Consider the following 22,906-nt stretch of genomic DNA (forward strand, 5'->3'; position numbering starts at 1 on the left):
CGATGAGGCCAGATCAGACAATAAAGATCTCAGACCGAAAGCATCCGCCGCAACTCGACACAATCCTGCGCATGCCAATCCGTCAGCTCCGGCCACGGGTTGTCCGGCAGATTCACCAGCACCGTACGCGCCCCGGCCGCCCGCCCGCAATCCAGGTCAAAACGGTAATCCCCGACCATCACCATTTCGCTGGCCGGTACGTTCCAGGCTTCGGCCAGTTTCAGCAACCCGCCGGGATGCGGCTTGGGTGGCGCTTCATCGCGGCCCAGCACATCTTCCACGGCGAAGCAGTCGGCCAGGCCAATCGCTTCAAGTGTCACATGCGCCAGCTCGCGCGCATTGCGCGTCAGGATGCCGAGCCGATAACCGCGCCCGTGCAGGTCACGCACCAGCTCCACCGCACCGGCAGCCGGTTTCGAACCCAGCGCCAGATCGCGCTCATGCTCCAGCAACCACGCGTGTTTCGCCGCGGCTTCATCGGCGGGAAGCGCCGCGAGGTGGGTGAGAATGTCGTCCTCGGGCGGAATCGCCAGCGCCACGCGGATCGCCGCAAAGTCATGCACGGCGACGGTCAGGGTGCCGTCCATGTCGAACACCCAGTGCTTCACATCGCTCAGGCTCATGCCCAATCCTTGCGGTGACGAATCAGGCCTTCCTGGGTCACCGACGCCACCAGTTGCCCGGCGCGGTTGTACACGCTGCCACGGGAGAACCCCCGGGAATTGCCGGCCCACGGGCTGTCCATCGCGTAGAGCAACCAGTCATCGGCGCGCAGATCGTTGTGGAACCACAGCGCGTGATCGAGGCTGGCGACCTGCATGTCTTTCTGCCAGACCGACTTGCCGTGCGGCAGCATCGAGGTGGTCAGCAGACCGAAGTCCGAGGCGTAGGCCAGCAGGTACTTGTGCAGCGCCGGAATATCCGCCAGCGCACCGTCGGCACGGAACCACACGTATTTCACCGGATCGGCCGGCTGCGGGTTGTACGGATCCTTTTCGGTGACCGGGCGCACTTCGATCGGTTTCGGGCAAAGCAATTTTTCGCGCATGTGCTCGGGGATCAGGTGCGCGCGTTGCTGGGTCAGTTCCAGCTCCGACGGCAGGTTTTCCGGGCCGACCACCACCGGCATCTGGCTCTGGTGCTCAAAGCCTGCCTCGTCGTATTGAAACGAAGCGCTGCAGGTGAAGATCGGGTGGCCCTTCTGGATCGCTGTGACCCGTCGGGTGCTGAAGCTGCCGCCGTCACGCACGCGATCCACCGAATACACCACCGGCAACTTGGCATCGCCCGGACGCAGGAAATAACCGTGCATCGAATGCACGTGGCGCGCCTCTTCAACCGTCTGACTGGCCGCCGACAGCGACTGACCGAGTACCTGACCACCGAACAACTGACGGAAACCCAAGTCCTGGCTGCGGCCACGGAACAGGTTTTCCTCGATTGGCTCCAGGGTCAGCAGGTCGACCAGATCTTCCAACACTTGGCTCATTCAGACTCTCCTCACACAACGCTATGCCGCGCAGTCTTGGCTGCGGCGGCCCATTCAGGTTCTGGCGCGAGCCACTGTCGCGCCATTGTAAACGTCCGTGTCGGCTTAGCCATGCAGGGTTTGCAGCCATTGCTCCCTGGTAATTCGGTACAACAGATGCCGCCGCAACGGGTGATCGACGGCAAGTTTGGGGTGATCGAAATCATCGGCCGGATCGTGCTGCATGCCAATCGCCTGCATGACTTTCTCCGACGGCAGATTGCTCTGGGCGGTGAAAGACACGATTTCCTTCAGCCCCAGCCGATCAAAACCTGCGCGCAATGCCGTCCACGCCGCCTCACTGGCATAGCCCAGCCCCCAATGCTCGCGGGCCAGACGCCAGCCGATTTCCACCGCCGGGGTGAACGGCGCATCGAAACCGACCACACCCAGGCCAGTGAAACCGATGAACTCACCGCTGTCCTTGCGCTCCAGCGCCCACAGACCGAAACCGTGCTCGGCAAAATGCCCGCGCACCCGGCCGATCATCGACGCACTTTCGAGACGGCTGAGCGGGGCCGGAAAGTAACGCATCACCTGAGGATCGGCGCACATCGCCGCAAATTCCGGCAAATCCTCGTCGCGCCACTGACGCATCAGCAGGCGTGCGCTTTCGAGTTGCTGAATCGGCTCCATCATGCCCCTCCATTTCCATGCCGCAAGTCTACATCGCTGGTAGGATCGTTCACTCTTTCCATCGTTCCTACATGAAGTTGCCATGCCCCTGCCGCTGATCTACCACGAAGACTACAGCCCCGAGTTTCCGGCGGATCACCGCTTTCCGATGGACAAATTCCGCTTGCTGCGCGACCACCTGGTCGACAGCGGCCTGACCCGCGACGCCGACCTGCTGCGTCCCGAGATCTGCCCCAACGACATCCTCGCCTTGGCCCATGACCGTAGCTATATCGAACGCTACATGAGCGGCGAGTTGTCTCGCGAAGACCAGCGGCGCCTCGGCCTGCCGTGGAACGAAGCCTTGGCGCGGCGCACGGTGCGGGCGGTCGGCGGCTCGATTCTGGCGGCGAAAAAAGCCCTCGAGCATGGTCTGGCCTGTCACCTCGCCGGCGGCACCCATCACGCTCACTACGACTACCCGGCCGGGTTCTGCATCTTCAACGACCTGGCGATCATCAGCCATTACCTGCTGCAAAGCGGTCGGGTGAACCGTGTGCTGATCTTCGATTGCGACGTGCATCAGGGCGACGGCACCGCGCGGATCCTCCACGACACCCCGGAGGCAGTTACCGTTTCCCTGCACTGCGAAAAGAATTTTCCGGCACGCAAGGCCGAAAGCGACTGGGACATCCCACTGCCCAACGGCATGGGCGATGCCGACTATCTGCAGGTGGTGGATGACACCCTCAACTACCTGCTGCCGCTGTATCAACCGGACCTGGTGCTGTACGACGCCGGGGTCGATGTGCACAAGGACGACGCCCTCGGTTATCTGCAGCTGACAGACGAAGGCGTCGCCGCCCGCGATGAAAGCGTGATGCGCCATTGCCTGGGCCGCGACATCCCGGTAGTCGGCGTGATCGGCGGCGGCTACAGCAAGGATCGCCACGCCCTCGCCCGCCGCCACGGCATCCTGCATCACAGCGCGCAACGGGTCTGGACGTCACACGGTTGTCACTAAGCTGTGCTGCGTTACCCACAATCGCTGTGGAACGGCCTGTGGATAACCTGAGCGAAAGGGACTACAGCCCACAGCGAACATGGCGTACAGCGCGATGGTTATTTTTTGACCACATACTGAATTCACTTCGATCTCCTTGTAGGAGTGAGCCTGCTCGCGATGGCGGACCGACATTCAGCACTTATGTCGCCTGATCAACCGCCATCGCGAGCAGGCTCACTCCTACAAAGGTCTGCGCTGTTAGAATGCGCGCCTTATCCCGCCATACCGCAGCGCACGCCATGACCCAGAACTCCTCCTCCCACCCCGCTCACGTCGCCATCATCGGCGGTGGCCCCGCCGGCCTGATGGCCGCCGAAGTGCTGAGCCAGGCCGGCGTGCGCGTCGATCTGTACGACGGCATGCCCTCGGTGGGGCGCAAGTTCCTGCTGGCCGGGGTCGGCGGCATGAACATCACCCACTCCGAGCCTTACCCGGCATTCCTCGCGCGCTACGCCGAACGCGCGCCGCAGATCGCGCCGTTACTGCGCGGTTTCGACGCCGACGCGTTGTGCCGCTGGATTCATGAACTGGGCATCGAAACCTTTATCGGCAGCTCCGGCCGAGTGTTCCCCACCGACATGAAAGCCGCGCCGCTGCTGCGCGCCTGGCTCAAACGCCTGCGCGACAGCGGCGTGGTTATCCACACCCGCCATCGCTGGCTCGGCTGGGATGAACACGATGCGCTGCGCATCGCCAGCCCCGACGGCGAAATCACCGTCAAACCCGACGCCACCCTGCTCGCCCTCGGCGGTGGCAGTTGGTCGCGGCTGGGTTCGGATGGCGCGTGGATGCTGCCCCTGGAGCAAAAAGGCGTAGGACTGGCGCCGTTGCAGCCGAGCAATTGCGGATTCGAGGTGCAGGCCTGGAGCGAGTTCCTTGTCAGCAAATTCGCCGGCGCACCGCTGAAAAATGTCGCCATCGGTTTGAACGACGACGTGCCACGCTTGGGCGAATGCGTGATTACCGCAACCGGGGTCGAAGGCAGCCTGATCTATGCGCTGTCGGCACCGATTCGCGAGGCGATCAATACGCAGGGTTCAGCCACCGTGCGCATTGATCTGTTGCCCGGCCGACCTGTGGATAAATTGCAGGCAGCGTTGAGCAAGCCACGCGGTTCACGCTCGATGGCCAAGCATCTGCACAGTCAGGTCGGAATTGATGGGGTGAAAGCGGCGTTGTTGCGCGAGCTGACCGACGCAGCAACCTTCGCTGATCCGGCGTTGTTGGCGCGGGCGATCAAGGCGTTGCCGCTGACCTTGGTGAAAACCCGTCCGCTTGACGAAGCGATCAGCAGTGCCGGTGGCGTGACGTTCGAAGCGCTGGATGAACGTTTGATGCTCAAGGCGTTGCCGGGCGTATTTTGCGCGGGGGAAATGCTGGATTGGGAAGCGCCGACGGGCGGGTATCTGCTGACCGGGTGTTTTGCCAGCGGGCGGGCGGCGGGGATTGGAATGTTGCAGTGGCTCAAGTCCGAGGTGCCTGCCTGAACCCTCACCCCAACCCTCTCCCCGAGGGAGAGGGAGCCGACCGAGGTGTCTGGCGTAACACATCGACCTGAAAGACCGAGTCGATTGTGGATTCACAGCAGCAGAATCAGGTCGGCGTAGAATTCAAGCATCCTCCAATCAGTCCCCTCTCCCTCCGGGAGAGGGTTAGGATGAGGGGCTTTTGGCTTTAAGGCTTGCGCTTACGCGGCCCGGTATTGAACACCGGCACTTTACGCACAGGCTTGATCGACGGCTCCGGCGCCTGGGTGTCGCCACTGTCGACCCACTTGCCCAGATTGCGCTTGCCACCGCCGCCGGATGCTTTCGGCTTTTTCGGTTTCTTCGGCTTCTTGATCACCTGACCGCTGGCATCGGTATCCGGCACGCGGTGCTCAGGTTCGAAATCCGGCTCGTTCTGACGCTTCAAGGTCTGGCGGGTGAGCATCTCGATTGCCGAGAGCATGTTTACTTCATCCGCGCACACCAGCGAGATCGCCTCGCCCGTCGCGCCCGCACGGCCAGTACGACCGATGCGGTGGATGTAATCCTCGGCGACGATCGGCAGGTCGAAGTTGACCACCAGCGGCAAATCTTCGATATCCAGACCACGGGCAGCGACGTCGGTGGCCACCAGAATCTGCACTTCGCTGAGCTTGAAACGATCCAGCGCACGTTGACGGGTCGCCTGCGGTTTGTCGCCGTGGATACCGTCGGCGTTCACACCCAGGCCCTGGAGTTTTTCCACCAGCGCGTCCACTCCATTGCGGGTCTTGGCAAACACCAGCACCTGCTTCCACTTGTTCTTGCGCATCAGGTGCACGAACAGTTCCGGCTTGCGCTTCTTGTCCACCGTCACCACCCACTGCTTGACGGTGTTGGCCGCGACGTTGCGCGGGCTGACTTCGATGCTCAGCGGATCGTTGAGCATCTGCCCGGCCAGCAGGCGGATGTCGTCGGAGAAGGTCGCGGAGAACAGTAGCGTCTGGCGCTTCTTCGGCAACATGCGGTAAATGTTCGCCAGTTCTTCGGAGAAGCCCAGGTCGAGCATGCGGTCGGCTTCATCGAGCACCAGGGTTTGCAACTGATCGAGTTTCAACGCGTTCTGGCGGAACAGGTCGATCAGGCGACCAGGCGTGGCGACCAGCACATCAACGCCGCCGCGCAGCTTCATCATCTGCGGGTTGATGCTGACGCCGCCGTACACCGCATACGTGCGCAATGGCAGGTTTTCAGCGTATTGGCGCACCGACTCATGAACCTGCTCCGCCAGCTCGCGGGTCGGCACCAGAATCAGTGCACGCGCCGAATTGGCGGCCACTTTCGGTCCTTCCATGGCCAGCAACTGCAGCAGCGGCAAGGCGAAACCGGCGGTCTTGCCGGTGCCGGTCTGGGCCGCAGCCATCAGGTCGCGACCGGCCAGAACGGCCGGAATGGCTTGCGCCTGGACCGGCGTTGGAGTCTGGTAGCCGAGCTTCTCGAGGGAGCGCAGCAAGGGTTCGATCAGGCCAAGGGTGGCGAAAGTCATGGGAGTACCGTAGGAAAATTCAGCGCAATTGTGCGACACGAGTGTGCAATGGCGCGCAGTTTACCCTAATTCACACGTTGCTCTGCTGGAATGGCGGTCTTCGGCGGCTCCGCGACGAGCGGCTGCGCCGGCCGCCGCCACTGCGGCAGACCGATCAGCACCACGGCACTGATGATCACCAGCATCGCCAGCGCTTCTTCCATGCCGATGGTCTCGCCGACAAACACGATCCCCAGCAACACCGCCACCGCCGGGTTGACGTAGGCATAACTGGTGGCCGCCGCCGGACGCACGTGCTTGAGCAGGTACATGTAGGAATTGAAGGCGATGATCGAGCCGAAGAAGATCAGATAACCCAAGGCCAGCCAGCCTTCCATCGGCGGCAAGGCTTGCAGGTGTTCGCCGCTCACTGCGCTGCCGATCAACAGCACCACGCCACCCACCAGCATCTCCACGGCACTGGCCATTGCCCCTTGCGGCAGCGGCAGGTGTTTGCTCCACACCGAGCCGAACGCCCAAGTCGCCGCCGCAAAAATCAGCAGCGCCGCGCCCAGCGGGCTCGATTGCAGGTTGGAACCCATGTTGAGCATGGCGATGCCGACAATTCCCAACGCCACCCCGGCCCATTCGAGGCGCGTATTGCGCGCGCCCCAGAAATAGCCGCAGAGCAAGGTGAACAACGGCACCGTCGCCACCGCCAGTGCCGCCACGCCGGAAGCCACGCCAGTATGCTCGGCGACACTGACCGCGCCGTTACCGAAACTGAGCAGCAGAATCCCGATGATCCCCGCCGCTTTCCATTGCGCCCAGGTCGGCGCCGGTGCCCCGCGCCAGCGCAGGAAGGCGTACATCAGGCTGCCGGCAATCACGAAGCGCACCCCGCCGAGCATCAGTGGTGGCCAGTATTCGACGCCGAGGCGGATCACCAGATAGGTTGATCCCCAAATCACATACAGCGCGAAAAACGCGGCGATCAACGGCAAGGAAAAACGGCGCAAGGCAGGCATGGGCAGCTCGACAGTCAGAGGCAGGGTGTGAATTATTCTAGAAAGGCCCGCGAGCAAAAATAAGCTACAAAACCTGTTTATCGCGCCGGTACACTTTTGAAACAACGGAGATCGACGGGATAAACCACGATTTCGAAAGTCTGGCAATTTCAGGAGTCCGGCCTTGGACAAATACGACCGCATGCTGCTCAGCGCCCTGTTGGAAAACGGGCGTGCGTCCTACGCCGATCTGGCGCGCAAAGTGAACCTGTCCGCCCCGGCAGTGGCCGAGCGCGTGGCCAAGCTTGAAGCCGCCGGCGTGATCACCGGGTATCAGGCGAACATCGACCTGTCGAAAATCGGCTTGCCGATTCAGTGCATGATCGAATTGCGCCTGCACCAGAACGGCAGCCAGAAGGTCTACGACGAACTGGTGAAAATCCCGCAGCTGACCGAGTGCTTTCGGGTGACGGGCGATCCGTGCGTGATGATGAAAGGCGCGGTGGGCTCGATGACGGAGCTGGAAGAGTTGATCAATCGCGTGGCGAAGTTCGGCTTCAGCAAGACTTCGATTGTGTTGTCGAGCGCGATCGAGAAGCGGGTGCCGTTGAGTCATATAGAAGGCAACGGTAAGTAATCAGCAACTCAGAAGATCCAAATGTGGGAGCGGGCTTGCTCGCGAAGAGGGAGTGTCAGACAACATAGTTGCCGAATGACACACCGCTTTCGCGAGCAAGCCCGCTCCCACAGGGGATTTTGGGTGACTTCAAGATCAGCGGTAGCGCTGCAAGTGCTCGCTGACTTTGGCCGCCGGGACTTTCTGCAGCTTGCACAACAGGTCGTGATTCAGCTCACGCACCCCATGCTTGTGCCGCAGTTCTTCAGCCAGATGCGCCATCAGGTTGGCCGCCATCTCGGCATCCGCCATTGCCCTGTGCGCCTGGCCGGTGTGTGGCAGGCGGGCGAAAGTGGTGAGCGTGCCGAGCTTGTGATTCGGTGCCGCCGGCATCAGGCGGCGGGCCAGCAATAGCGAGCAGGCGAAATTCTGCAGACGGGTGCGTTTGATCCGCCCAAGCTCGAAGTCCCAGAACTTCTGGTCGAACGAGGCGTTGTGCGCGACCAGTGGCGTGCAACCGACGAATTCGTTGACCTCTTCCATGACCCGCTCGGCCGAGGGCGCGCTGCGCAGCATGGCGTTGCTGATGCCGGTCAGTTGTTCGATGAACGCAGGAACGCGCACGCCGGCGTTCATCAGGCTCTGGTAACGCTCGACGATACGGCCGTTTTCCAGCATGACCACGGCGATTTCCGTGGCGCGACAGCTGCTGTTCGGCGACAGGCCGGTGGTTTCAAAGTCGATGACTGCAATGCGTTCCAAACCGGGTTCAACTCCGTACAAATCAATTCTTGAGCAACGCTCAGTTTTTCAACAGCAGTGCGCCTTCAATCGGCACATAACGGCTGGCGGCGCGGATCAGCGAGTTGGCGGTCAGACCCGGCACGCCATAGGCCACTGCCTGTACGCCGTGCTTGCTGATGATGCGTTCGAGCAGCATGTCGAAGTCGCCGTCACCGGAGGCCAGGACGATTTCGTCGACGTGGTCGGCGGCGTCCATGATGTCGAGGGTGATGCCCACGTCCCAGTCGCCCTTGGCCGAGCCGTCGCTGCGCTGGATATAGGGTTTGAGCTTCACGGTGAAACCGAGGTTGCGCAGGATCTGCTGGAACTGCTGCTGCTTGCTGTCGCCACGGTCGATGGCGTAGGCATAGGCCTCGACGATCTGCCCTTGCTTGCTAATGTCAGCCCACAGCGCGGCGTAGTTGAAATGGCAACCATAGGCCTGACGCACGGTGTAGTAGAGGTTCTGCACATCGGCGAACACTGCGATTTTTTTCACCGGGATTCCTGTGAGCGCATAGCGCACGAAGCGGGATCAGGCGCCGGGCCCGAAAAAGGCGCTCAGTATGCCAGTCCACAGGAAGGTGGCGCGAATAATCAACCCACCACTCCGGACGGATGGTGGACTGTGGTGAGGGGATTTATCCCCGATGGAGTGCGCAGCAGTCCCATTTTCGGGGCCGCTGCGCTGCCCATCGGGGATAAATCCCCTCACCACAGGTTTGATACTGGCGACTGATCCGTCAGACGAACGAATCGTCGTCATCGAAGAACGACGAGTTGTCATCGCTGTAATCAGTATCAGTGAATCCGCCCTGGTCATTGCCAGAGAAACCGTTATCGGCCACACGCTGGTCATTGCCCCAATCGTTGCCGCTCTGGTCAGCCACTTGCGCCGGCTCTTCCTTGATCACTTCAACAATTTCTTCAGGCTGCTGGTTGTGATGGAACAGGCTGCTGATGCCCTGCGCCAGCATCACGCCACCGGCCACGCCAGCGGCGGTTTTCAGAGCGCCGCCGAGGAAGCTGCTGCCCGCAGCCGGAGCTGCTTGCTGCGCGTAGTTGGGCGGTGGTGCGGCATAGTTCTGTTGTGGCGCTGGCGCAGCGTAGTTCTGCTGCGGTGCCGGCTCACGCCAGCCGCCGGTAGAAGCCGGAGCGCTCTGGGTCGACGCTGGACGCGAGCTGCCGCCGCCGAAGATGCTCGACAGGAAACCACCGCCGCCGCTTGGCGCCGGGGCCGGGGCCGCACTCTGGGACTTGGCCGCTTGCAGTTCAGCCTGCAATTGCTGGACTTGCTGGGTCAGCTGCTTGTTCTGTTCGTCGAGGCTCTTGATGGCCGCCTCTTGCACCAGAATCGCCTGGGTCATGAAATAACCTGCCGCCGGCTGGCGGGTCAGGTGTTCCTTGATCCGCGCCTCGGCCTGGGCGTCGCGCGGGGCTGCCTCCGTTTCGGCCTGTTGCAGCCGGGAAAACAGTCCATCGATCAGGGTTTGCTCTTCGCTGTTCATGGCGACCTCGTAGATTGCCGGGGATAACGTTGCCCGTGTCCACTGTGGACATGGCGCACCTCTGTAATGGAGGCAGTGACAGGATGTTTCAACGACCTTTACCGAATGTTTACGTTTGTGTCCGCCCGCCCATCATCGGTTAAAGTGAGCCACTGTTTTCGACCTGCGATACCGACTGATGAATGCCTTCGATGTACTGCGCGACTCTCTGTATTTTTTCAAACGCCATCTGGCCAGCATCGTGCAGTTATGCCTGCCGCTGGTGATCTTCGAGGCGGCGCTGCAACAAGTGGTGGATCACGTCACCGACCCGGACAGTTTCTCCGCCGCCAGCGTGGTCGTCGGTCTGCTGGTGTATCCGCTGTACACCGCCGCGCTGATTCTGTTCCTCGATGCTCGCACCCGTGGCGAAGCCCCGCGCCATCTCGATCTGCTGGCGATGTCCGCGCGCCTGTGGCCGCGTTTCGCCTTGCTCACCGCGCTCAATACCTTGCTGATTCTGCTGGGGCTGTCGCTGTATTTCCTGCCGGGGCTGATGCTGATGGTCATGCTCGCATTCGCTGAATACCTGCTGGTGTTGCGCGGTATGGGGCCGTTGCAGGCGATGAAGGAAAGTCTGCGCCTGACCCGTGGGCATTTCTGGCGGATCCTGCTGTGCATTCTGTGTGTGATGGGGCCGTTGTGGCTGCTCAAGGGCGCGACCCTGGCGGCGTACCCCGACCCGCAGAATCCGCTGATCGCGGTAATGATCGACAGCGCGCACAGTTTCCTGCAACTGTTCACCAGTGTGGTGCTGTTCCGTCTGTTCATGCTGATCAGCGAATTGCCTGACAAACGTACCGGAGCGGTCTGACTTCGCGACCCTTGGGCCAAGGCTCTGCGGTCAGGTATGCTCGGAGCCACTTTTGTAACGCGATAAGCCGAGCCATGCCCCGTCTGCTGCGCTACACCCTGTTGCTGATTGTGCTCGCCGTCGCCCTGATCGGCGGGCTGCTCTACAACCTGACCTGGCGCCCCGGTGCGCGGGAGACCCTGCCCGTTACCTGCACCGGTACGCCGCCGACCCTGGTGCCGGGGCAAGCGCTGAAAGTCATGACCTGGAACGTGCAGTACCTCGCGGGCAAGCGCTACGTGTTCTGGAACGATCTCGCCCAAGGCTCCGATGAAGCGCCGTCCCCGGAAGACATGGCCTTCAGTCTCGACGAAGTGGCACGGGTGATCCGCGACGAACAACCCGACGTGGTGCTGCTGCAGGAACTGGATGACGGCGCCAAGGCCAGTGATTACCAGAATCAGCTCAAGCTGCTGCGGGAACGGGTCACCGACCTTTACCCGTGCAGCGCTCACGCCTTCGACTGGAAGGCCGATTTTGTCCCCGATCCGCACATCTTCGGCAGCGTTGGCCGGCAACTGGCGACCCTGAGCCGTTATCGCATCGAACACGCCGAGCGTCTGCAATTGCCGGTGCCGTCAGCGAATTTCATCTCCCGCCAGTTCGAACCCAAGGACGCCCTGCTCGCCACCAAACTGCCGCTGAGCGACGGCGGGCAACTGACGGTGTTCAACACCCATCTGGATCGCGCCCGCCAACCGGACGAGACCTTGCAGGCGCAAGTGACAGCGGTGACCAAGGTACTCGACAAGTACGAAAGCCAGGGCCTGCCGTGGCTGATCGGCGGTGATTTCAATCTGTTGCCGCTGGGCCAGTATCAACGCCTGCCCGCCGAGCAGCGCACGCCTTACTCGATCGACAGCGCCCTGCATCTGTTGTGGGACAAGTACCCGATGATCCCGACCAATAACGAAGCCAGCGGCATCGACCGCGCCCACTGGCTGACCCACTACCCCAACGACCCCGGCCTGAATGGCCCGGACCGCACGGTCGACTATCTCTTCTACAGCCCGAAGATCAAACGGGTCGAAGCGCGGGTGCGCCAGGACGATACGTTGCGCATTTCCGATCACTTGCCGGTGATTGCGCGGTTCCTGCTGCCCGCAGCCCCGTAGCCAGTTAACACGATATCCCCCTGTGGGAGCGGGCTTGCTCGTGAAAGCGCCGTGTCAGTTGATGCATCCGTGCCTGGCGCACCGCCTTCGCGAGCAAGCCCGCTCCCACAATAGATTGATGTCGTACCGTGATTGGTTGGCAGGCTGCGATGTTTTGCTCTTCAGGTGCCGCGCGGCTTGGCCCGCGCGGTCGCCTCGGCCACCAACGGATCATCCGGCCAATAATGCTTCGGATAGCGCCCCTTGAGATCCTTCTTCACCTCGGCATAGGTGCTGCGCCAGAAGTTGGCCAGATCCTGCGTCACCTGCACCGGCCGCCGTGCCGGGGACAACAGGTGCAGCTTGACCACTTGCCGGCCGCCGGCAATTCGTGGCGTCTCGGCGAGGCCGAACAGCTCCTGCAAACGCACCGCGAGAATCGGCGGAAATTCGCTGTAATCCAGACGAATCGATGAACCCGACGGCACACTGATGTGATGTGGCGCCAGCTCATCAAGCTTCTGCGGCAGCGGCCACGCCAGCAGATTGCGGACGATGCTCGACAGGTCCAGATTGGCGAAATGACTCAGTCGCGAGACCTTGCCCAAATAAGGCATTAACCAATGCTCGAGGGTTTTCAGCAACGTTGCGTCGCTGACATCCGGCCACTGGCTTTCGGCCTGAGCGTTCAGTTCCAGTTGCCGCAGCAACGCAACCCGCGCCTGCCACTGCCGTAGCTCCGGCGTCCACGGCAACAACTCCAGTCCCTTGCGCCGCACCAGATTGACCAGCGCCTGACTGCGCGCCGCTTCGTCGAGACCGGTCAACGGTTCGCGGCTGAGGATCAGTTCGCCAACCTTGAGCTGACGCTCGGCGCGCAGCACGCCTTCGCGCTCATCCCAGTCCAGTTGATCGACAGCGCGCACTTGCTCGGCGAGCACCGAATCGAACAGCGCCGGATCAAAATCCGCCGCCAGGTAAATCCGTTCCTCACGCTGGCCCTGACGACTGCCGAGATCGGCGATCACAATCCACGGCTCCTTCATCAGGCTGTCGGCTTCGGCGAACAGCGCAGCGCGACCATTGGCCAGACGATATTCGGCGCCACCGGCACGCCGCTGTTGGGCGACGCGATCCGGGTAGGCCAGCGCCAGCAGCGCACCGAGCCAGCGCGGGTGATCGGGATCGCTGACCGGCGCGCTGGCCTTGCCGCGCAGGTAACCGCGATATTGCCGCGCCAGTTGCCGCGCACGCTGCACGCCGCCCTGAGCACCGCGTGCCGCGCGTTCTTCGCCGGAGAGCAGCACCAAGCGGCTGTGCAGATCGGCCCCGGCGCCGCGCAAAATATCGCGCTCGCCGAGCAGTGCCGCTACGTCACAGGCCATGTGCGCCAGCCCCAGGGCCTGACCGCGCAGTAACAGATGGGCGATGCGCGGATGCGCAGGCAACTCGGCCATGGCCTGACCGTGGGACGTCAGCGCCTCGCCTTCGAGTGCGCCCAGGCGCTGCAACAAATCCTGCGCCTGGGCGTAGGCTGCTGCCGGCGGAATATCGAGCCAGACCAGTTCGCCCGGAGTCACGCCCCAGCGTCCAAGTTGCAGCGCCAGACTCGCCAGATCCGCCGACAGTATTTCCGCACTGCCGTAAGCGGCGAGCTGCTCGTGCTGATCCTGCGACCACAGGCGATAACACACCCCCGGCTCCAGACGTCCGGCCCGCCCCGCACGCTGGGTGGCGCTGGCCCTGGAAATGCGCTGAGTATCGAGGCGGGTCATGCCGCTGCCTGGGTCGAAACGCGGCACCCGCGCCAGCCCGGCGTCGATCACCACGCGCACGCCGTTGATGGTCAGGCTGGTCTCGGCGATGTTGGTCGCCAGCACCACTTTGCGCTGGCCGGCCGGCGCCGGGTCGATGGCAGCGCGTTGGGCATTCAGGTCCAGTTCACCGTGCAATGGGCAGAGCAATACGTCTTTACGCTCGCCGATGGCATCGCTCAGTTGCTGATGCACCCGACGGATTTCCGCCTGCCCCGGCAAAAACACCAGCAGGCTGCCAGTTTCATCGTGCAGGGCTTCGAGGACGGTCTGGGTCACGCGCTGGTCGATGTATTCGCCGGGCTGGAACGGCCGCCCCCAGCGCATCGTCACCGGGTACATGCGCCCTTCGCTGCGCAGGATCGGCGCGTCATCCAGCAACCCGGCCAGACGCTCGCCTTCCAGCGTGGCGGACATCAGCAAAATCTTCAGCGGCTGTTCAGCTCGGAACAGTTCACGACCGTTCAAACTCAGGGCCAAGGCCAGATCGGCATCAAGACTGCGTTCGTGAAATTCGTCGAAGATCAGCAGACCGACGCCTTCCAGCGCCGGATCATCCTGCAGACGCCGGGTGAGAATCCCCTCGGTGACCACTTCGATACGGGTATTGGGGCCGACCTTGCTGTCGAGACGGATGCGATAACCGACGGTTTCACCGACCTTCTCACCCAGTTCGCTGGCCAACCGTTCGGCAGCGGCTCGCGCGGCGAGACGCCGCGGTTCGAGCATCAGAATGGTCTGCCCGGCCAGCCACGCTTCATCGAGCAAGGCTAAAGGCACGCGGGTGGTTTTACCGGCGCCGGGCGGTGCTTCGAGCACGGCTTCGTGGCGTGTCGCCAAGGCTTCACGCAGGGCGGGTAAAACTTCATCGATCGGCAAAGAAATCATGCTGGCTCCCCAGGGCGTGCCCACAGTAAATTGCGAGTCGCGTTAAAGCTGTGAGCGTGCCAGGCAAGGCGCGGGACGCAGGTAAGGGTCGTTTCCTTGCCAAGTTCCGCAACGCAGCATGGCGCGTTCACAGCTTTAGCCCGGAGGGCCGAACCCCGCCAGGATTCATCAACCTTCACGAGGTGTCGATCTGGAGAAAACAACTTCAATCCTCAACATATTTCGGTAGGGGTGAGACGAGGCCGCAATTTACTGTGGGCGCGCCCTGCCGAGGGCGAGTATAACGGCGAACTGCCGGGCGTTTGTCAGGGTCTTAATTTCAAATGACGACGCTTCGTTTTCAAATGACTCAGGAGATTTTCCATGCGCTTACCTTCTCGCCTGATCGGCGGTGTACTGGTCGCCACCCTGCTCACGCAACTCACGGCTTGCGGTTCGATTTTCTACCCGGATCGTCGCGGTCAGATCGATGGCAAGATCGACCCGGCGATTGCCGTGCTCGACGCCGTGGGCCTGCTGTTCTACGTGATTCCAGGGCTGATCGCGTTCGCGGTCGACTTCACCACCGGCGCGATCTATTTCGAACCGGGCCACACCGCTCAGGTCGATCCGGCCAAGCTCAAACAGGCGGTCGGCCCGGACGGTCAGGTCGATAACCTCAAGTTGCAGGCTATTCTCGAAACAGAACTGGGCCGCAACCTGCCGCTGGACGATCCGCGCCTGATCCAGCACAAGGGCAGCACGCAACAACTGGCGATGTTTGGCCTGCAACCCGCCGCATAAGGAAATCACATGACCACCAGCCCCGAACACGCCCGCCTGCTGCGGCTGGCAACCCGCGCTTCGGTGGCGGTGGCCTGCACGCTGATCATCGCCAAAGCCATCGCCTGGTGGCTGAGCGGCTCGGTGAGCATGCTCGCCGGCCTCACCGACTCGGCGCTGGATGGCGTCACTTCGCTGCTCAATCTGCTGGCGGTGCATTACGCGCTGCGTCCGGCCGATGACGATCACCGTTACGGCCACGGCAAGGCCGAATCGCTGGCGGGCATGGCGCAAGCGCTGTTCATCGGCGGCAGTGCGGTGCTGATTGCGTTCCAGGCGTATGAACGCATCAAGCAACCGGAGCCGTTGGGCGCGCCTTGGCTGAGCATCGGCGTGATCGTGTTCTCGCTGCTGCTGACCGCCGCGTTGCTGACGCTGCAACATCGGGTGATCAAGCAGACCGGCTCCAACGCCGTGCGCGCCGACTCGCTGCATTACCGCTCGGACATGCTGCTCAACGGCAGCATTCTGATCGCGCTGATTCTCGCCGGCATGGGCTTTCATCAGCTCGATGCATGGTTCGGTCTGGGGATTGCCGGGTACATTTTGTGGAGTGCGATCCAGATCGCCCGGGAAAGTTTTTCGGTGCTGATGGATGAAGAGTTGCCGGCGGACGTCAGTCAGCACATGCTCGAACTGGCCTGCGGCGTACCCGGCGTACTGGGCGCGCATGATTTGCGCACGCGGATTTCAGGCAACCACTGGTTTGTGCAGTTGCATCTGGAGTTGCCAGGAGAGCTGACCTTGTCAGTGGCTCACGGCATCAGCGATCAGGCGGCGGATGCGATTCACGCCGCCTACCCACGAGCCGAAGTGCTGGTGCACGCCGACCCGCAGGAAGTGGTCAAGACCGAACGGGCGCAAACCCGGATTCAGTAAGACACCTGATAACCGCGACTGCTCAGGCAATTGCCCTGCGCCTGACGGTAAGCCTGCACCACTTCAGGCGCTGGTTGATAGGTCGCGGTACGCGGGTCGAAACCGCTCTGCTGCACAGCATATTGGTAGCACTGATAACCGTCCTGCTGCACCTGTTCCGGCGATTGACCGTTGGCCGGATAGGCCTCGACGTCATAGCCCTGGGATTGCGGCTGCGGTTGCGGCGGTTGCTGCGCCGGGGGTTCGACTACGACGTAATCCTGAGTGGCTTCCTGATACGCATAGTAGGAACCGGCAGCGAGGAACAGCAGCGCACCGCCGATCCACACTTCACGGGCATAGTCCGGCAGATACTGGGTGCGAATCCCTCGTGGCGGCTGCACGACGATGTAGCGCGGGCCTTGCGGGCGATACCAGTAGCCACCGGAATAGAAGTAGTCCTGACCACGATACGGCACGCGGTATTCGCGATCCGGGAAACGGTCGATCACATGCCCCGGGCGGTATTGCGGGCCTGGACCCCAACCGTTGCCATGCCCGTCCGGGCGACCCGGCCAGCGATTGTCATTGGGCCGGTTGCCGGTTTGCCATTGCTGGTTGTGGTAACCATTCTGCGGCCGCTCGTCGCGGTAGTAACCCTGACGCGGCTCCTGAGTCTGGCGCACGGTGTCGGGCCGTGGCTGGATCGGCAGGTTGTTCGACGGTGGCGCCTGATGCACCGGAGCAGGCTGATTGGGCGCGCGGTTCTGGTTCTGCCACTGGCCATTGTTGTGCTGCTGGCCGTTGTGCTCGAACTGACGGCTGTTGTCGCCCCGAATGATTTCATTGTTCTGCGGCCGCGGCTGATTTTGCGGCGGCGGATTGTTCTGCCCGTGGGGCTGATGATCGCCCCCATGGCCCTGGTTGTTTCCCTGATGCTCAGGGCCGCGTCCCCCATTAGGGCTGCGGCTCTCCGGATCGTCGGCGAGCGCTTGCGCACTGACGCTCACACACAGCAAACCAACACCGGCCAGACGCCAGATGCGCGACTTCATGCTTTTCCTCACTGCGGGTATTAAGAGGGCTTGTAGCTAAGACCGGGAATACGCACACCGGGTTCTGCGACAGGTTATCAGTCACGAAACTTATTTATTGAGGAAGGCTGTGCATCGAGGCACAAAAATCGCAGGCAAGAAAAAGGGAGACCCGTCGGCCTCCCTTTAGAGAACTTCGTCCTGGCTCGACGCTTTTGACGTCGGCTCACCTCACGCCGTCTTCTGGACAGTGTGCAGCTCGGGGGCCGGCCCAGCCCCGGTGGGGGTGGCGGCCGCGGCGGGCCTGATTGGGCGGGCCGCAGTGGACTGTGTTACCGAGCAGTGATTCTGGTGATAAGAATAGGCCGGGAGGCGCGACAGAGGATTGCTAAGATTGCTCAAATAAACACTGCTTGCGCAATTTTTAACCCTGGATAGATAATCCGCCGCAATAGTTACAACCAAGGACTGATTCATGAGCAAACTCGACCGTTACGACCTGAGTATTTTGGCGGAATTGCAGCGCGACGCCCGCATCTCCAACCAGGAACTGGCCGAGCGCATCGGTCTGTCACCCTCCCCCTGCTCGCGCCGGGTCAAGCAACTGGAGGACGACGGCTACATCTCGCGCCAGGTCGCCCTGCTCGATCGCAAGATGCTCGGCCTGAGCCTGACCGCCTACGTGCTGATCGGCATGGACCGGCACACACCGGAGCGTTTCGAGAATTTCGAAGCGGCGATCCGCACCCTGCCGCAAGTGCTGGAATGCAGCCTGGTGACGGGCGTGGATGCCGACTATCAGTTGAAAGTGGTGGTGCCGGACATGGACCACTATCAGAAGCTGTTGCTGGGGCATCTGACCCGGATTGAAGGGGTGACCAGCGTGCGTTCGAGTTTTGTGCTGAATCAGGTGCTCAACAGCACTGAACTGCCGCTGACCCATCTGCGCAGCTGACATCGCCTTCGCGAGCAAGCCCGCTCCCACAGGGAAATGCATTCCAAATGTGGGAGCGGGCTTGCTCGCGAAGAGGCCGGTACAGGCACCCCATAACCGCGGCACACCGACACAGGTCAATGCGCCCACAATCCCCCTCGGCGTATAATCGCCCAGCCCTTTCAGCCCTGTGCGCGCCGGAGATGCCCGATGGATCCTGCAGTATTCGAAGAGTGGATGATGACTGGCCTGGTCAGCATCCTGATCATTTTCATGGGTTTCATCGTCTGGGATCTGGCGAAGAAGTCCAAGGCCGGGCGTTTCGGCTCGTTCATTCTGTTCTTCGTGCTGGGCCTGGGCGTGGCCGCGTTCATCATCAAGAGTGTGGTGATCGGCCTGATCGAATCCGGCGCTCTATAACCGCGCCGGCACTTCCTTCCACTGGCCCTGATCGAGCCCTTCGAGCGTCCAATCGCCAATCCTGACCCGCACCAGCCGTAACGTCGGCAGCCCCACCGCTGCGGTCATACGTCGTACCTGACGGTTGCGCCCTTCACGAATCACCAACTCCAGCCAACTGGTCGGCACACTTTTGCGAAAGCGTACCGGCGGATTGCGTGGCCACAGTTCAGGTTCCTCCAGTTGCCGCGCCTCGGCAGGCAAAGTCTTGCCGTCATTCAGCTCGACACCTTCGCGCAGACGCTGCAACTGCTCGCCTGTCGGCACGCCTTCGACCTGCACCCAGTAAGTCTTCGCCAGTTTGTGTTTCGGATCAGCGATGCGCGCCTGCAACTGGCCGTCATTAGTCAGCAACAACAAGCCTTCGCTGTCGCGATCAAGGCGTCCGGCCGGATAGATACCGGGCACGTCAATGTAATCCTTGAGCGTCGCCCGCCCGCCTTCGTCGCTGAACTGCGTCAGCACATCGAATGGCTTGTTGAACAGGATCAGCTTCGGCTCGACCGGCGGCGCTTTGGCGACACGACGTGGAGCCGAGGAGGATGGCTTCGCACCGGGACGGCGGGAAGGTGGGCGCGGGGGACGGGACATGGGCAAAACAACATCTGGCGATCTGGGCTGACAATGCTAGTGCCCCGACCGCCAAATGACCACGACTAACCGTTAACGGAACGGCGGCTCGTCGAAGCTGCGCAGTTTGCGCGAGTGCAGCGAGTTGAGTTCGGTGCGCAGCAGATCCACCGCCGCGATGCCGATCTTCAAGTGTTGGCTGACCGCGCGCTCGTAGAACGCGTTGGCCGAACCCGGCAGCTTGATTTCACTGTGCAGCGGTTTGTCCGAAACGCACAGCAACGTGCCGTACGGCACCCGCAAGCGATAACCCTGGGCGGCGATGGTGCCGCTTTCCATGTCCACCGCCACGGCGCGGGACAGGTTGATCAGCGGACGTTCCTGCGCCCAGCGCAGTTCCCAGTTGCGGTCGTCGTAGGTCAGCACGGTGCCGGTGCGCAGGCGTTTTTTCAGCTCCTCGCCCTTCTCGCCGGTGATATTGGCCGCGGCTTGCTGCAGCGCCAGTTGCACTTCGGCCAGTGCCGGGATCGGAATGTTCGGCGGCACCACGCGGTCGAGAATCCCGTCGCGACGCATGTAGGCGTGAGCCAGCACGTAGTCGCCGATGGTCTGCGACTGCCGCAGCCCGCCGCAGTGACCGATCATCAGCCAGCAATGCGGGCGCAGCACCGCCAGGTGGTCGGTGATGTTCTTGGCGTTGGACGGGCCGACGCCGATGTTGACCAGGGTCACGCCATGGCCGTCGTTGGCGATCAGGTGATAGGCCGGCATCTGGTAGCGGTGCCAGACCACGCCGGCGGCAATCGCCGACGCTTCGCCGTGATCCATGCCCTTCTCGATGATCACGTTGCCCGGCAGGACCATGCGCACGAAACGCGGGTCGTTGCGCAGTTGTTCCAGGCCATGAACGATGAACTGGTCGACGTAGCGGTGATAGTTGGTCAGCAGAATCCACGGCTGCACATGGCGCCAGTCGCTGCCGGTGTAGTGCACCAGGCGACGCAGGGAAAAGTCGACGCGCGCGGCATCGAACAGCGCCAGTGGCAGCGGATCGGTGTTTTCCCAGTCGTAGAGACCGTCGGCAATGCCATCGGTGGCGGCGGACAGATCGGTACTCGGGAACACCCGCGCCAGCACCGCAGCGGTGACGCCGGAGCCGGCCAGTTCATCGCCCTGCTCGACTACGTACGGGTACGGAATATTCTGTTGGCTGACACCGACTTCCACGGTCACGGTGAAGTCGTGCATCAACGGCACCAGTTGTTCCAGCAGGTATTTGCGGAACGCCTTGGGATGGGTGACGGTGACGCTGTAGGTGCCCGGCAGTTGCACCTTGGCGTAGGCGCGGGTGGTCTGTGGGACTTCGCCCTGACACAGGTAGGTCAGACGCAGCTCGGGATAACGAAACAGGGCACGCTGTTCGGCGTCAGGCTCGACGCGATCCTTGAGGTAACGCTTGAGCGCCGAGTTCAGCGCAGTGGTGGCCCGCTCATGCAGCTCGGCCAGACGATCCACGGCTTGTTCGGCGGTTTGAACGACAATAAACGCTTCGGTCACGATCAGCTTCCTGTGTTCTGACTTGCAGAGCTTCATCTTGCCTGCAACATCGCGTCACGGGAACAGTGGCGTTGTGGCTGTACCCAAATCTTCCTGTCAATGGAGATCCCCTGTGGGAGCGGGCTTGCTCGCGAATGCGCTGTGTCAGTCGACCTATCCATTGACTGACACACCGCATTCGCGAGCAAGCCCGCTCCCACAAGGGGATTTGTGTTGGGTCAGAAACCCTGGGGGGTTGCGCGAGCGACGATGGCTTCGACGTCCAGCCCACGCGGCAATGCACCGTAGACCCGGCCGCCACCACTCAGGCGGCTGGCAATGAACGCGTCGCTGACCGCCGAATTACCGGCTTCCAGCAATAGCTTGGCCTGCAAACCGAGCGCGATGTCTTCGGTGAGTTGCCGCGCCCGATACTGAATATCGCTGGTGTCCTTGAACTGCGCCTGCAACTGCTGGATATGCGCAGCCAGACGTTTGTCGCCATGGCCATCGCCCAATTCGCTGAACAACACATCGAGCACACCCGGTTCTTTCGACAGCGCACGCAATACGTCCAGGCACTGCACATTGCCCGAGCCTTCCCACGTCGAGTTGACCGGCGCTTCGCGATACAGGCGCGGCAGAATGCTCTCCTCGACATACCCGGCACCGCCCATGCACTCGGCGGCTTCGTTGATCATTCCGGGGGCACGTTTGCAGATCCAGTATTTGCCCACCGCCGTCACCAGCCGGGCGAATTGCGCTTCATGGCGATCATCCAGATGATCCAGCGCCTTGCCCATGCGCAGGCTCAGCGCCAGTGCGGCCTCGCTTTCCAGCGCCAGATCGGCCAGCACGTTCTGCATCAACGGCTGTTCGCTGAGCAGTTTGCCGCCGACCTTGCGGTGCGCGCAGTGGTGGCTGGCCTGGGTCAGCGCCTGACGCATCAGCGAGCTGGAGCCGACCATGCAATCGAAACGGGTCATCGCCACCATCTCGATGATGGTCGGCACGCCGCGCCCCTCTTCGCCGACCATCCACGCCAAAGCGCCACGGAATTCCACTTCACTGGAGGCATTGGACTGGTTGCCGAGTTTGTTTTTCAGGCGCTGGATGTAGAACTGATTGCGCGTGTCGTCGGGGCGATGGCGCGGCAGCAGGAAGCAGGTCAGGCCCTTGTCGGTCTGCGCCAGCGTCAGGAACGCATCGCACATCGGCGCCGAGCAGAACCACTTGTGCCCGACCAGTTCATAGGCCTGCCCCGGGCCACTGGCACCCACCGGATAGGCCTTGGTGGTGTTGGCCCGCACATCGGTGCCGCCCTGTTTCTCGGTCATCGCCATGCCGATGGTCACGCCGGCCTTGTGCGCCATGCCGACGTTGCGCGGGTCATATTCGGTGGCGAGGATTTTCGGCAACCACTGTTCGGCCAGATCCGGCTGCAAGCGCATGGCCGGGACGCTGGCGAAGGTCATGGTCAACGGGCAACCGCTGCCTGCCTCGGCCTGGCTGTGCAGATAGCTCATCGAGGCGCGGGCGACATGTGCGCCGTCCTGCGGATGAGTCCAGGGTGATGAAGTCAGGCCATGTTCGATCGCGGTGCGCATCAGCTCGTGATAGGCCGGATGGAATTCCACCAGATCGATGCGATGACCGTAGCGGTCATGACTGACGAACACCGGTTTGTTCTGATTGGCAAGGAACCCGGCCGCCATCAGCGGCCCACCGGCCAGCGCACCGTAGGCATCGATCCGCGACTCGGCCCACCCAGCACCAAAGCGGCGCGACCACTCCTGCAATGGCAGGTCGATGCGGTAAAGGTTGGCGCCATCCAGCGACGGTGGCTGGTTGGTGACTTCGTGGGTTTCGGCGAACTGATGCAGGTTCATGA

22 protein-coding genes are annotated in these 22,906 nt (G+C 62.2%); 9 read left to right on the forward strand and 13 right to left on the reverse strand.

The features are described from left to right. Positions 1 to 29: 29 nt before the first annotated feature. The 3 genes from E4T63_RS24270 to E4T63_RS24280 form a co-directional block, all read right to left on the reverse strand. Positions 30 to 623 (reverse strand): HAD family hydrolase, encoded by a 594-nt coding sequence (locus E4T63_RS24270; protein WP_135296620.1) that lies wholly within the window; start codon positions 621 to 623, stop codon positions 30 to 32. After that, the gene (gene tesB, locus E4T63_RS24275; protein WP_003228466.1) at positions 620 to 1,489 is read right to left on the reverse strand and encodes an acyl-CoA thioesterase II; all 870 of its coding nucleotides are present in this window, start codon (positions 1,487 to 1,489) and stop codon (positions 620 to 622) included. Before tesB ends, E4T63_RS24270 begins: the two co-directional genes overlap by 4 nt. A gap of 105 nt (positions 1,490 to 1,594) precedes the next feature. Continuing rightward, a complete protein-coding gene (locus tag E4T63_RS24280; protein ID WP_027612866.1) occupies positions 1,595 to 2,164 on the reverse strand; it encodes a GNAT family N-acetyltransferase in 570 nt (189 codons plus the stop codon). An 82-nt stretch (positions 2,165 to 2,246) separates the two neighbouring features. Between E4T63_RS24280 and E4T63_RS24285 the strand changes: the two genes are divergently transcribed. Beyond that, on the forward strand, positions 2,247 to 3,167 hold the full coding sequence (locus E4T63_RS24285) for a histone deacetylase family protein (protein WP_135296621.1): 921 nt from the start codon (positions 2,247 to 2,249) through the stop codon (positions 3,165 to 3,167). 281 nt (positions 3,168 to 3,448) lie between these two features. Next, positions 3,449 to 4,696: a TIGR03862 family flavoprotein gene (locus E4T63_RS24290; RefSeq protein WP_135296622.1), complete on the forward strand. Its 1,248-nt coding sequence runs from the start codon at positions 3,449 to 3,451 to the stop codon at positions 4,694 to 4,696. Positions 4,697 to 4,883: 187 nt separating this feature from the next. Here the strand turns inward: E4T63_RS24290 and E4T63_RS24295 are convergent, their stop codons facing one another. Both E4T63_RS24295 and yedA read right to left on the reverse strand, forming a co-directional pair. After that, a complete protein-coding gene (locus E4T63_RS24295; RefSeq protein WP_135296623.1) occupies positions 4,884 to 6,221 on the reverse strand; it encodes a DEAD/DEAH box helicase in 1,338 nt (445 codons plus the stop codon). A 65-nt stretch (positions 6,222 to 6,286) separates the two neighbouring features. Continuing rightward, positions 6,287 to 7,228 (reverse strand): drug/metabolite exporter YedA, encoded by a 942-nt coding sequence (gene yedA, locus E4T63_RS24300; protein WP_134787391.1) that lies wholly within the window; start codon positions 7,226 to 7,228, stop codon positions 6,287 to 6,289. Positions 7,229 to 7,391: 163 nt separating this feature from the next. Here yedA and E4T63_RS24305 point away from each other — a divergent pair, with 163 nt between their 5' ends. Continuing rightward, positions 7,392 to 7,844, forward strand: coding sequence for an Lrp/AsnC family transcriptional regulator (locus E4T63_RS24305; protein ID WP_095139246.1), 453 nt, complete (start codon positions 7,392 to 7,394; stop codon positions 7,842 to 7,844). Positions 7,845 to 7,979: 135 nt separating this feature from the next. Here E4T63_RS24305 and E4T63_RS24315 read toward each other — a convergent pair whose 3' ends face one another. From E4T63_RS24315 to E4T63_RS24325, 3 genes are all read right to left on the reverse strand, one after another. Continuing rightward, positions 7,980 to 8,585, reverse strand: a complete 606-nt coding sequence (locus E4T63_RS24315; RefSeq protein ID WP_027612872.1) for a 3'-5' exonuclease — start codon at positions 8,583 to 8,585, stop codon at positions 7,980 to 7,982. A 40-nt stretch (positions 8,586 to 8,625) separates the two neighbouring features. After that, entirely contained in the window at positions 8,626 to 9,105 is a 480-nt protein-coding gene (locus E4T63_RS24320) for an NYN domain-containing protein (RefSeq protein WP_007963710.1), read from the reverse strand. Positions 9,106 to 9,349: 244 nt separating this feature from the next. Then, positions 9,350 to 10,114, reverse strand: a complete 765-nt coding sequence (locus E4T63_RS24325; protein WP_135296624.1) for a DUF2076 domain-containing protein — start codon at positions 10,112 to 10,114, stop codon at positions 9,350 to 9,352. Positions 10,115 to 10,292: 178 nt separating this feature from the next. Between E4T63_RS24325 and E4T63_RS24330 the strand changes: the two genes are divergently transcribed. After that, a complete protein-coding gene (locus E4T63_RS24330; RefSeq protein WP_098965757.1) occupies positions 10,293 to 10,967 on the forward strand; it encodes a YciC family protein in 675 nt (224 codons plus the stop codon). A gap of 74 nt (positions 10,968 to 11,041) precedes the next feature. After that, entirely contained in the window at positions 11,042 to 12,121 is a 1,080-nt protein-coding gene (locus E4T63_RS24335) for an endonuclease/exonuclease/phosphatase family protein (RefSeq protein ID WP_135296625.1), read from the forward strand. 161 nt (positions 12,122 to 12,282) lie between these two features. Here E4T63_RS24335 and hrpB read toward each other — a convergent pair whose 3' ends face one another. Then, positions 12,283 to 14,802: an ATP-dependent helicase HrpB gene (hrpB, locus tag E4T63_RS24340; RefSeq protein ID WP_135296626.1), complete on the reverse strand. Its 2,520-nt coding sequence runs from the start codon at positions 14,800 to 14,802 to the stop codon at positions 12,283 to 12,285. A gap of 363 nt (positions 14,803 to 15,165) precedes the next feature. Here hrpB and E4T63_RS24345 point away from each other — a divergent pair, with 363 nt between their 5' ends. Continuing rightward, positions 15,166 to 15,585: a hypothetical protein gene (locus E4T63_RS24345; protein ID WP_003228492.1), complete on the forward strand. Its 420-nt coding sequence runs from the start codon at positions 15,166 to 15,168 to the stop codon at positions 15,583 to 15,585. Positions 15,586 to 15,594: 9 nt separating this feature from the next. Beyond that, positions 15,595 to 16,503, forward strand: coding sequence for a cation diffusion facilitator family transporter (locus E4T63_RS24350; protein ID WP_134787396.1), 909 nt, complete (start codon positions 15,595 to 15,597; stop codon positions 16,501 to 16,503). Here E4T63_RS24350 and E4T63_RS24355 read toward each other — a convergent pair. Beyond that, a complete protein-coding gene (locus tag E4T63_RS24355; protein WP_135296627.1) occupies positions 16,497 to 17,537 on the reverse strand; it encodes a DUF6515 family protein in 1,041 nt (346 codons plus the stop codon). The two genes, E4T63_RS24350 and E4T63_RS24355, sit on opposite strands and share 7 nt — an antisense overlap. Before the next feature lie 454 nt (positions 17,538 to 17,991). On the opposite strand from E4T63_RS24355, the gene E4T63_RS24360 reads away from it, so the two are divergent. Both E4T63_RS24360 and E4T63_RS24365 read left to right on the forward strand, forming a co-directional pair. After that, on the forward strand, positions 17,992 to 18,471 hold the full coding sequence (locus tag E4T63_RS24360) for an Lrp/AsnC family transcriptional regulator (protein WP_007909658.1): 480 nt from the start codon (positions 17,992 to 17,994) through the stop codon (positions 18,469 to 18,471). Positions 18,472 to 18,660: 189 nt separating this feature from the next. Further along, positions 18,661 to 18,870, forward strand: a complete 210-nt coding sequence (locus tag E4T63_RS24365) for a DUF2788 domain-containing protein (protein WP_003228500.1) — start codon at positions 18,661 to 18,663, stop codon at positions 18,868 to 18,870. Here E4T63_RS24365 and E4T63_RS24370 read toward each other — a convergent pair. The 3 genes from E4T63_RS24370 to E4T63_RS24385 form a co-directional block, all read right to left on the reverse strand. Next, entirely contained in the window at positions 18,865 to 19,500 is a 636-nt protein-coding gene (locus E4T63_RS24370; protein ID WP_135296628.1) for a pseudouridine synthase, read from the reverse strand. The two genes, E4T63_RS24365 and E4T63_RS24370, sit on opposite strands and share 6 nt — an antisense overlap. Positions 19,501 to 19,572: 72 nt before the next feature. Continuing rightward, positions 19,573 to 21,072 (reverse strand): AMP nucleosidase, encoded by a 1,500-nt coding sequence (gene amn, locus E4T63_RS24375; RefSeq protein ID WP_167734182.1) that lies wholly within the window; start codon positions 21,070 to 21,072, stop codon positions 19,573 to 19,575. Positions 21,073 to 21,254: 182 nt separating this feature from the next. Further along, entirely contained in the window at positions 21,255 to 22,904 is a 1,650-nt protein-coding gene (locus tag E4T63_RS24385; RefSeq protein WP_115988826.1) for an acyl-CoA dehydrogenase family protein, read from the reverse strand. Between the last annotated feature and the right edge of the window lie 2 nt (positions 22,905 to 22,906).

It is taken from the genome of Pseudomonas fluorescens (genome assembly GCF_004683905.1).
GTDB classification, from domain to species: Bacteria; Pseudomonadota; Gammaproteobacteria; order Pseudomonadales; family Pseudomonadaceae; genus Aquipseudomonas; species Aquipseudomonas putida_A.

Coding starts and splice junctions, on each gene's coding strand:
- E4T63_RS24270 (WP_135296620.1), bottom strand. CDS start 623: ATGAGCCTGAGCGATGTGAAGCACTGGGTGTTCGACATGGACGGCACC.
- tesB (WP_003228466.1), bottom strand. CDS start 1,489: ATGAGCCAAGTGTTGGAAGATCTGGTCGACCTGCTGACCCTGGAGCCA.
- E4T63_RS24280 (WP_027612866.1), bottom strand. CDS start 2,164: ATGGAGCCGATTCAGCAACTCGAAAGCGCACGCCTGCTGATGCGTCAG.
- E4T63_RS24285 (WP_135296621.1), top strand. CDS start 2,247: ATGCCCCTGCCGCTGATCTACCACGAAGACTACAGCCCCGAGTTTCCG.
- E4T63_RS24290 (WP_135296622.1), top strand. CDS start 3,449: ATGACCCAGAACTCCTCCTCCCACCCCGCTCACGTCGCCATCATCGGC.
- E4T63_RS24295 (WP_135296623.1), bottom strand. CDS start 6,221: ATGACTTTCGCCACCCTTGGCCTGATCGAACCCTTGCTGCGCTCCCTC.
- yedA (WP_134787391.1), bottom strand. CDS start 7,228: ATGCCTGCCTTGCGCCGTTTTTCCTTGCCGTTGATCGCCGCGTTTTTC.
- E4T63_RS24325 (WP_135296624.1), bottom strand. CDS start 10,114: ATGAACAGCGAAGAGCAAACCCTGATCGATGGACTGTTTTCCCGGCTG.
- E4T63_RS24330 (WP_098965757.1), top strand. CDS start 10,293: ATGAATGCCTTCGATGTACTGCGCGACTCTCTGTATTTTTTCAAACGC.
- E4T63_RS24335 (WP_135296625.1), top strand. CDS start 11,042: ATGCCCCGTCTGCTGCGCTACACCCTGTTGCTGATTGTGCTCGCCGTC.
- hrpB (WP_135296626.1), bottom strand. CDS start 14,802: ATGATTTCTTTGCCGATCGATGAAGTTTTACCCGCCCTGCGTGAAGCC.
- E4T63_RS24345 (WP_003228492.1), top strand. CDS start 15,166: ATGCGCTTACCTTCTCGCCTGATCGGCGGTGTACTGGTCGCCACCCTG.
- E4T63_RS24350 (WP_134787396.1), top strand. CDS start 15,595: ATGACCACCAGCCCCGAACACGCCCGCCTGCTGCGGCTGGCAACCCGC.
- E4T63_RS24355 (WP_135296627.1), bottom strand. CDS start 17,537: ATGAAGTCGCGCATCTGGCGTCTGGCCGGTGTTGGTTTGCTGTGTGTG.
- E4T63_RS24360 (WP_007909658.1), top strand. CDS start 17,992: ATGAGCAAACTCGACCGTTACGACCTGAGTATTTTGGCGGAATTGCAG.
- E4T63_RS24365 (WP_003228500.1), top strand. CDS start 18,661: ATGGATCCTGCAGTATTCGAAGAGTGGATGATGACTGGCCTGGTCAGC.
- E4T63_RS24370 (WP_135296628.1), bottom strand. CDS start 19,500: ATGTCCCGTCCCCCGCGCCCACCTTCCCGCCGTCCCGGTGCGAAGCCA.
- amn (WP_167734182.1), bottom strand. CDS start 21,072: ATGAAGCTCTGCAAGTCAGAACACAGGAAGCTGATCGTGACCGAAGCG.
- E4T63_RS24385 (WP_115988826.1), bottom strand. CDS start 22,904: ATGAACCTGCATCAGTTCGCCGAAACCCACGAAGTCACCAACCAGCCA.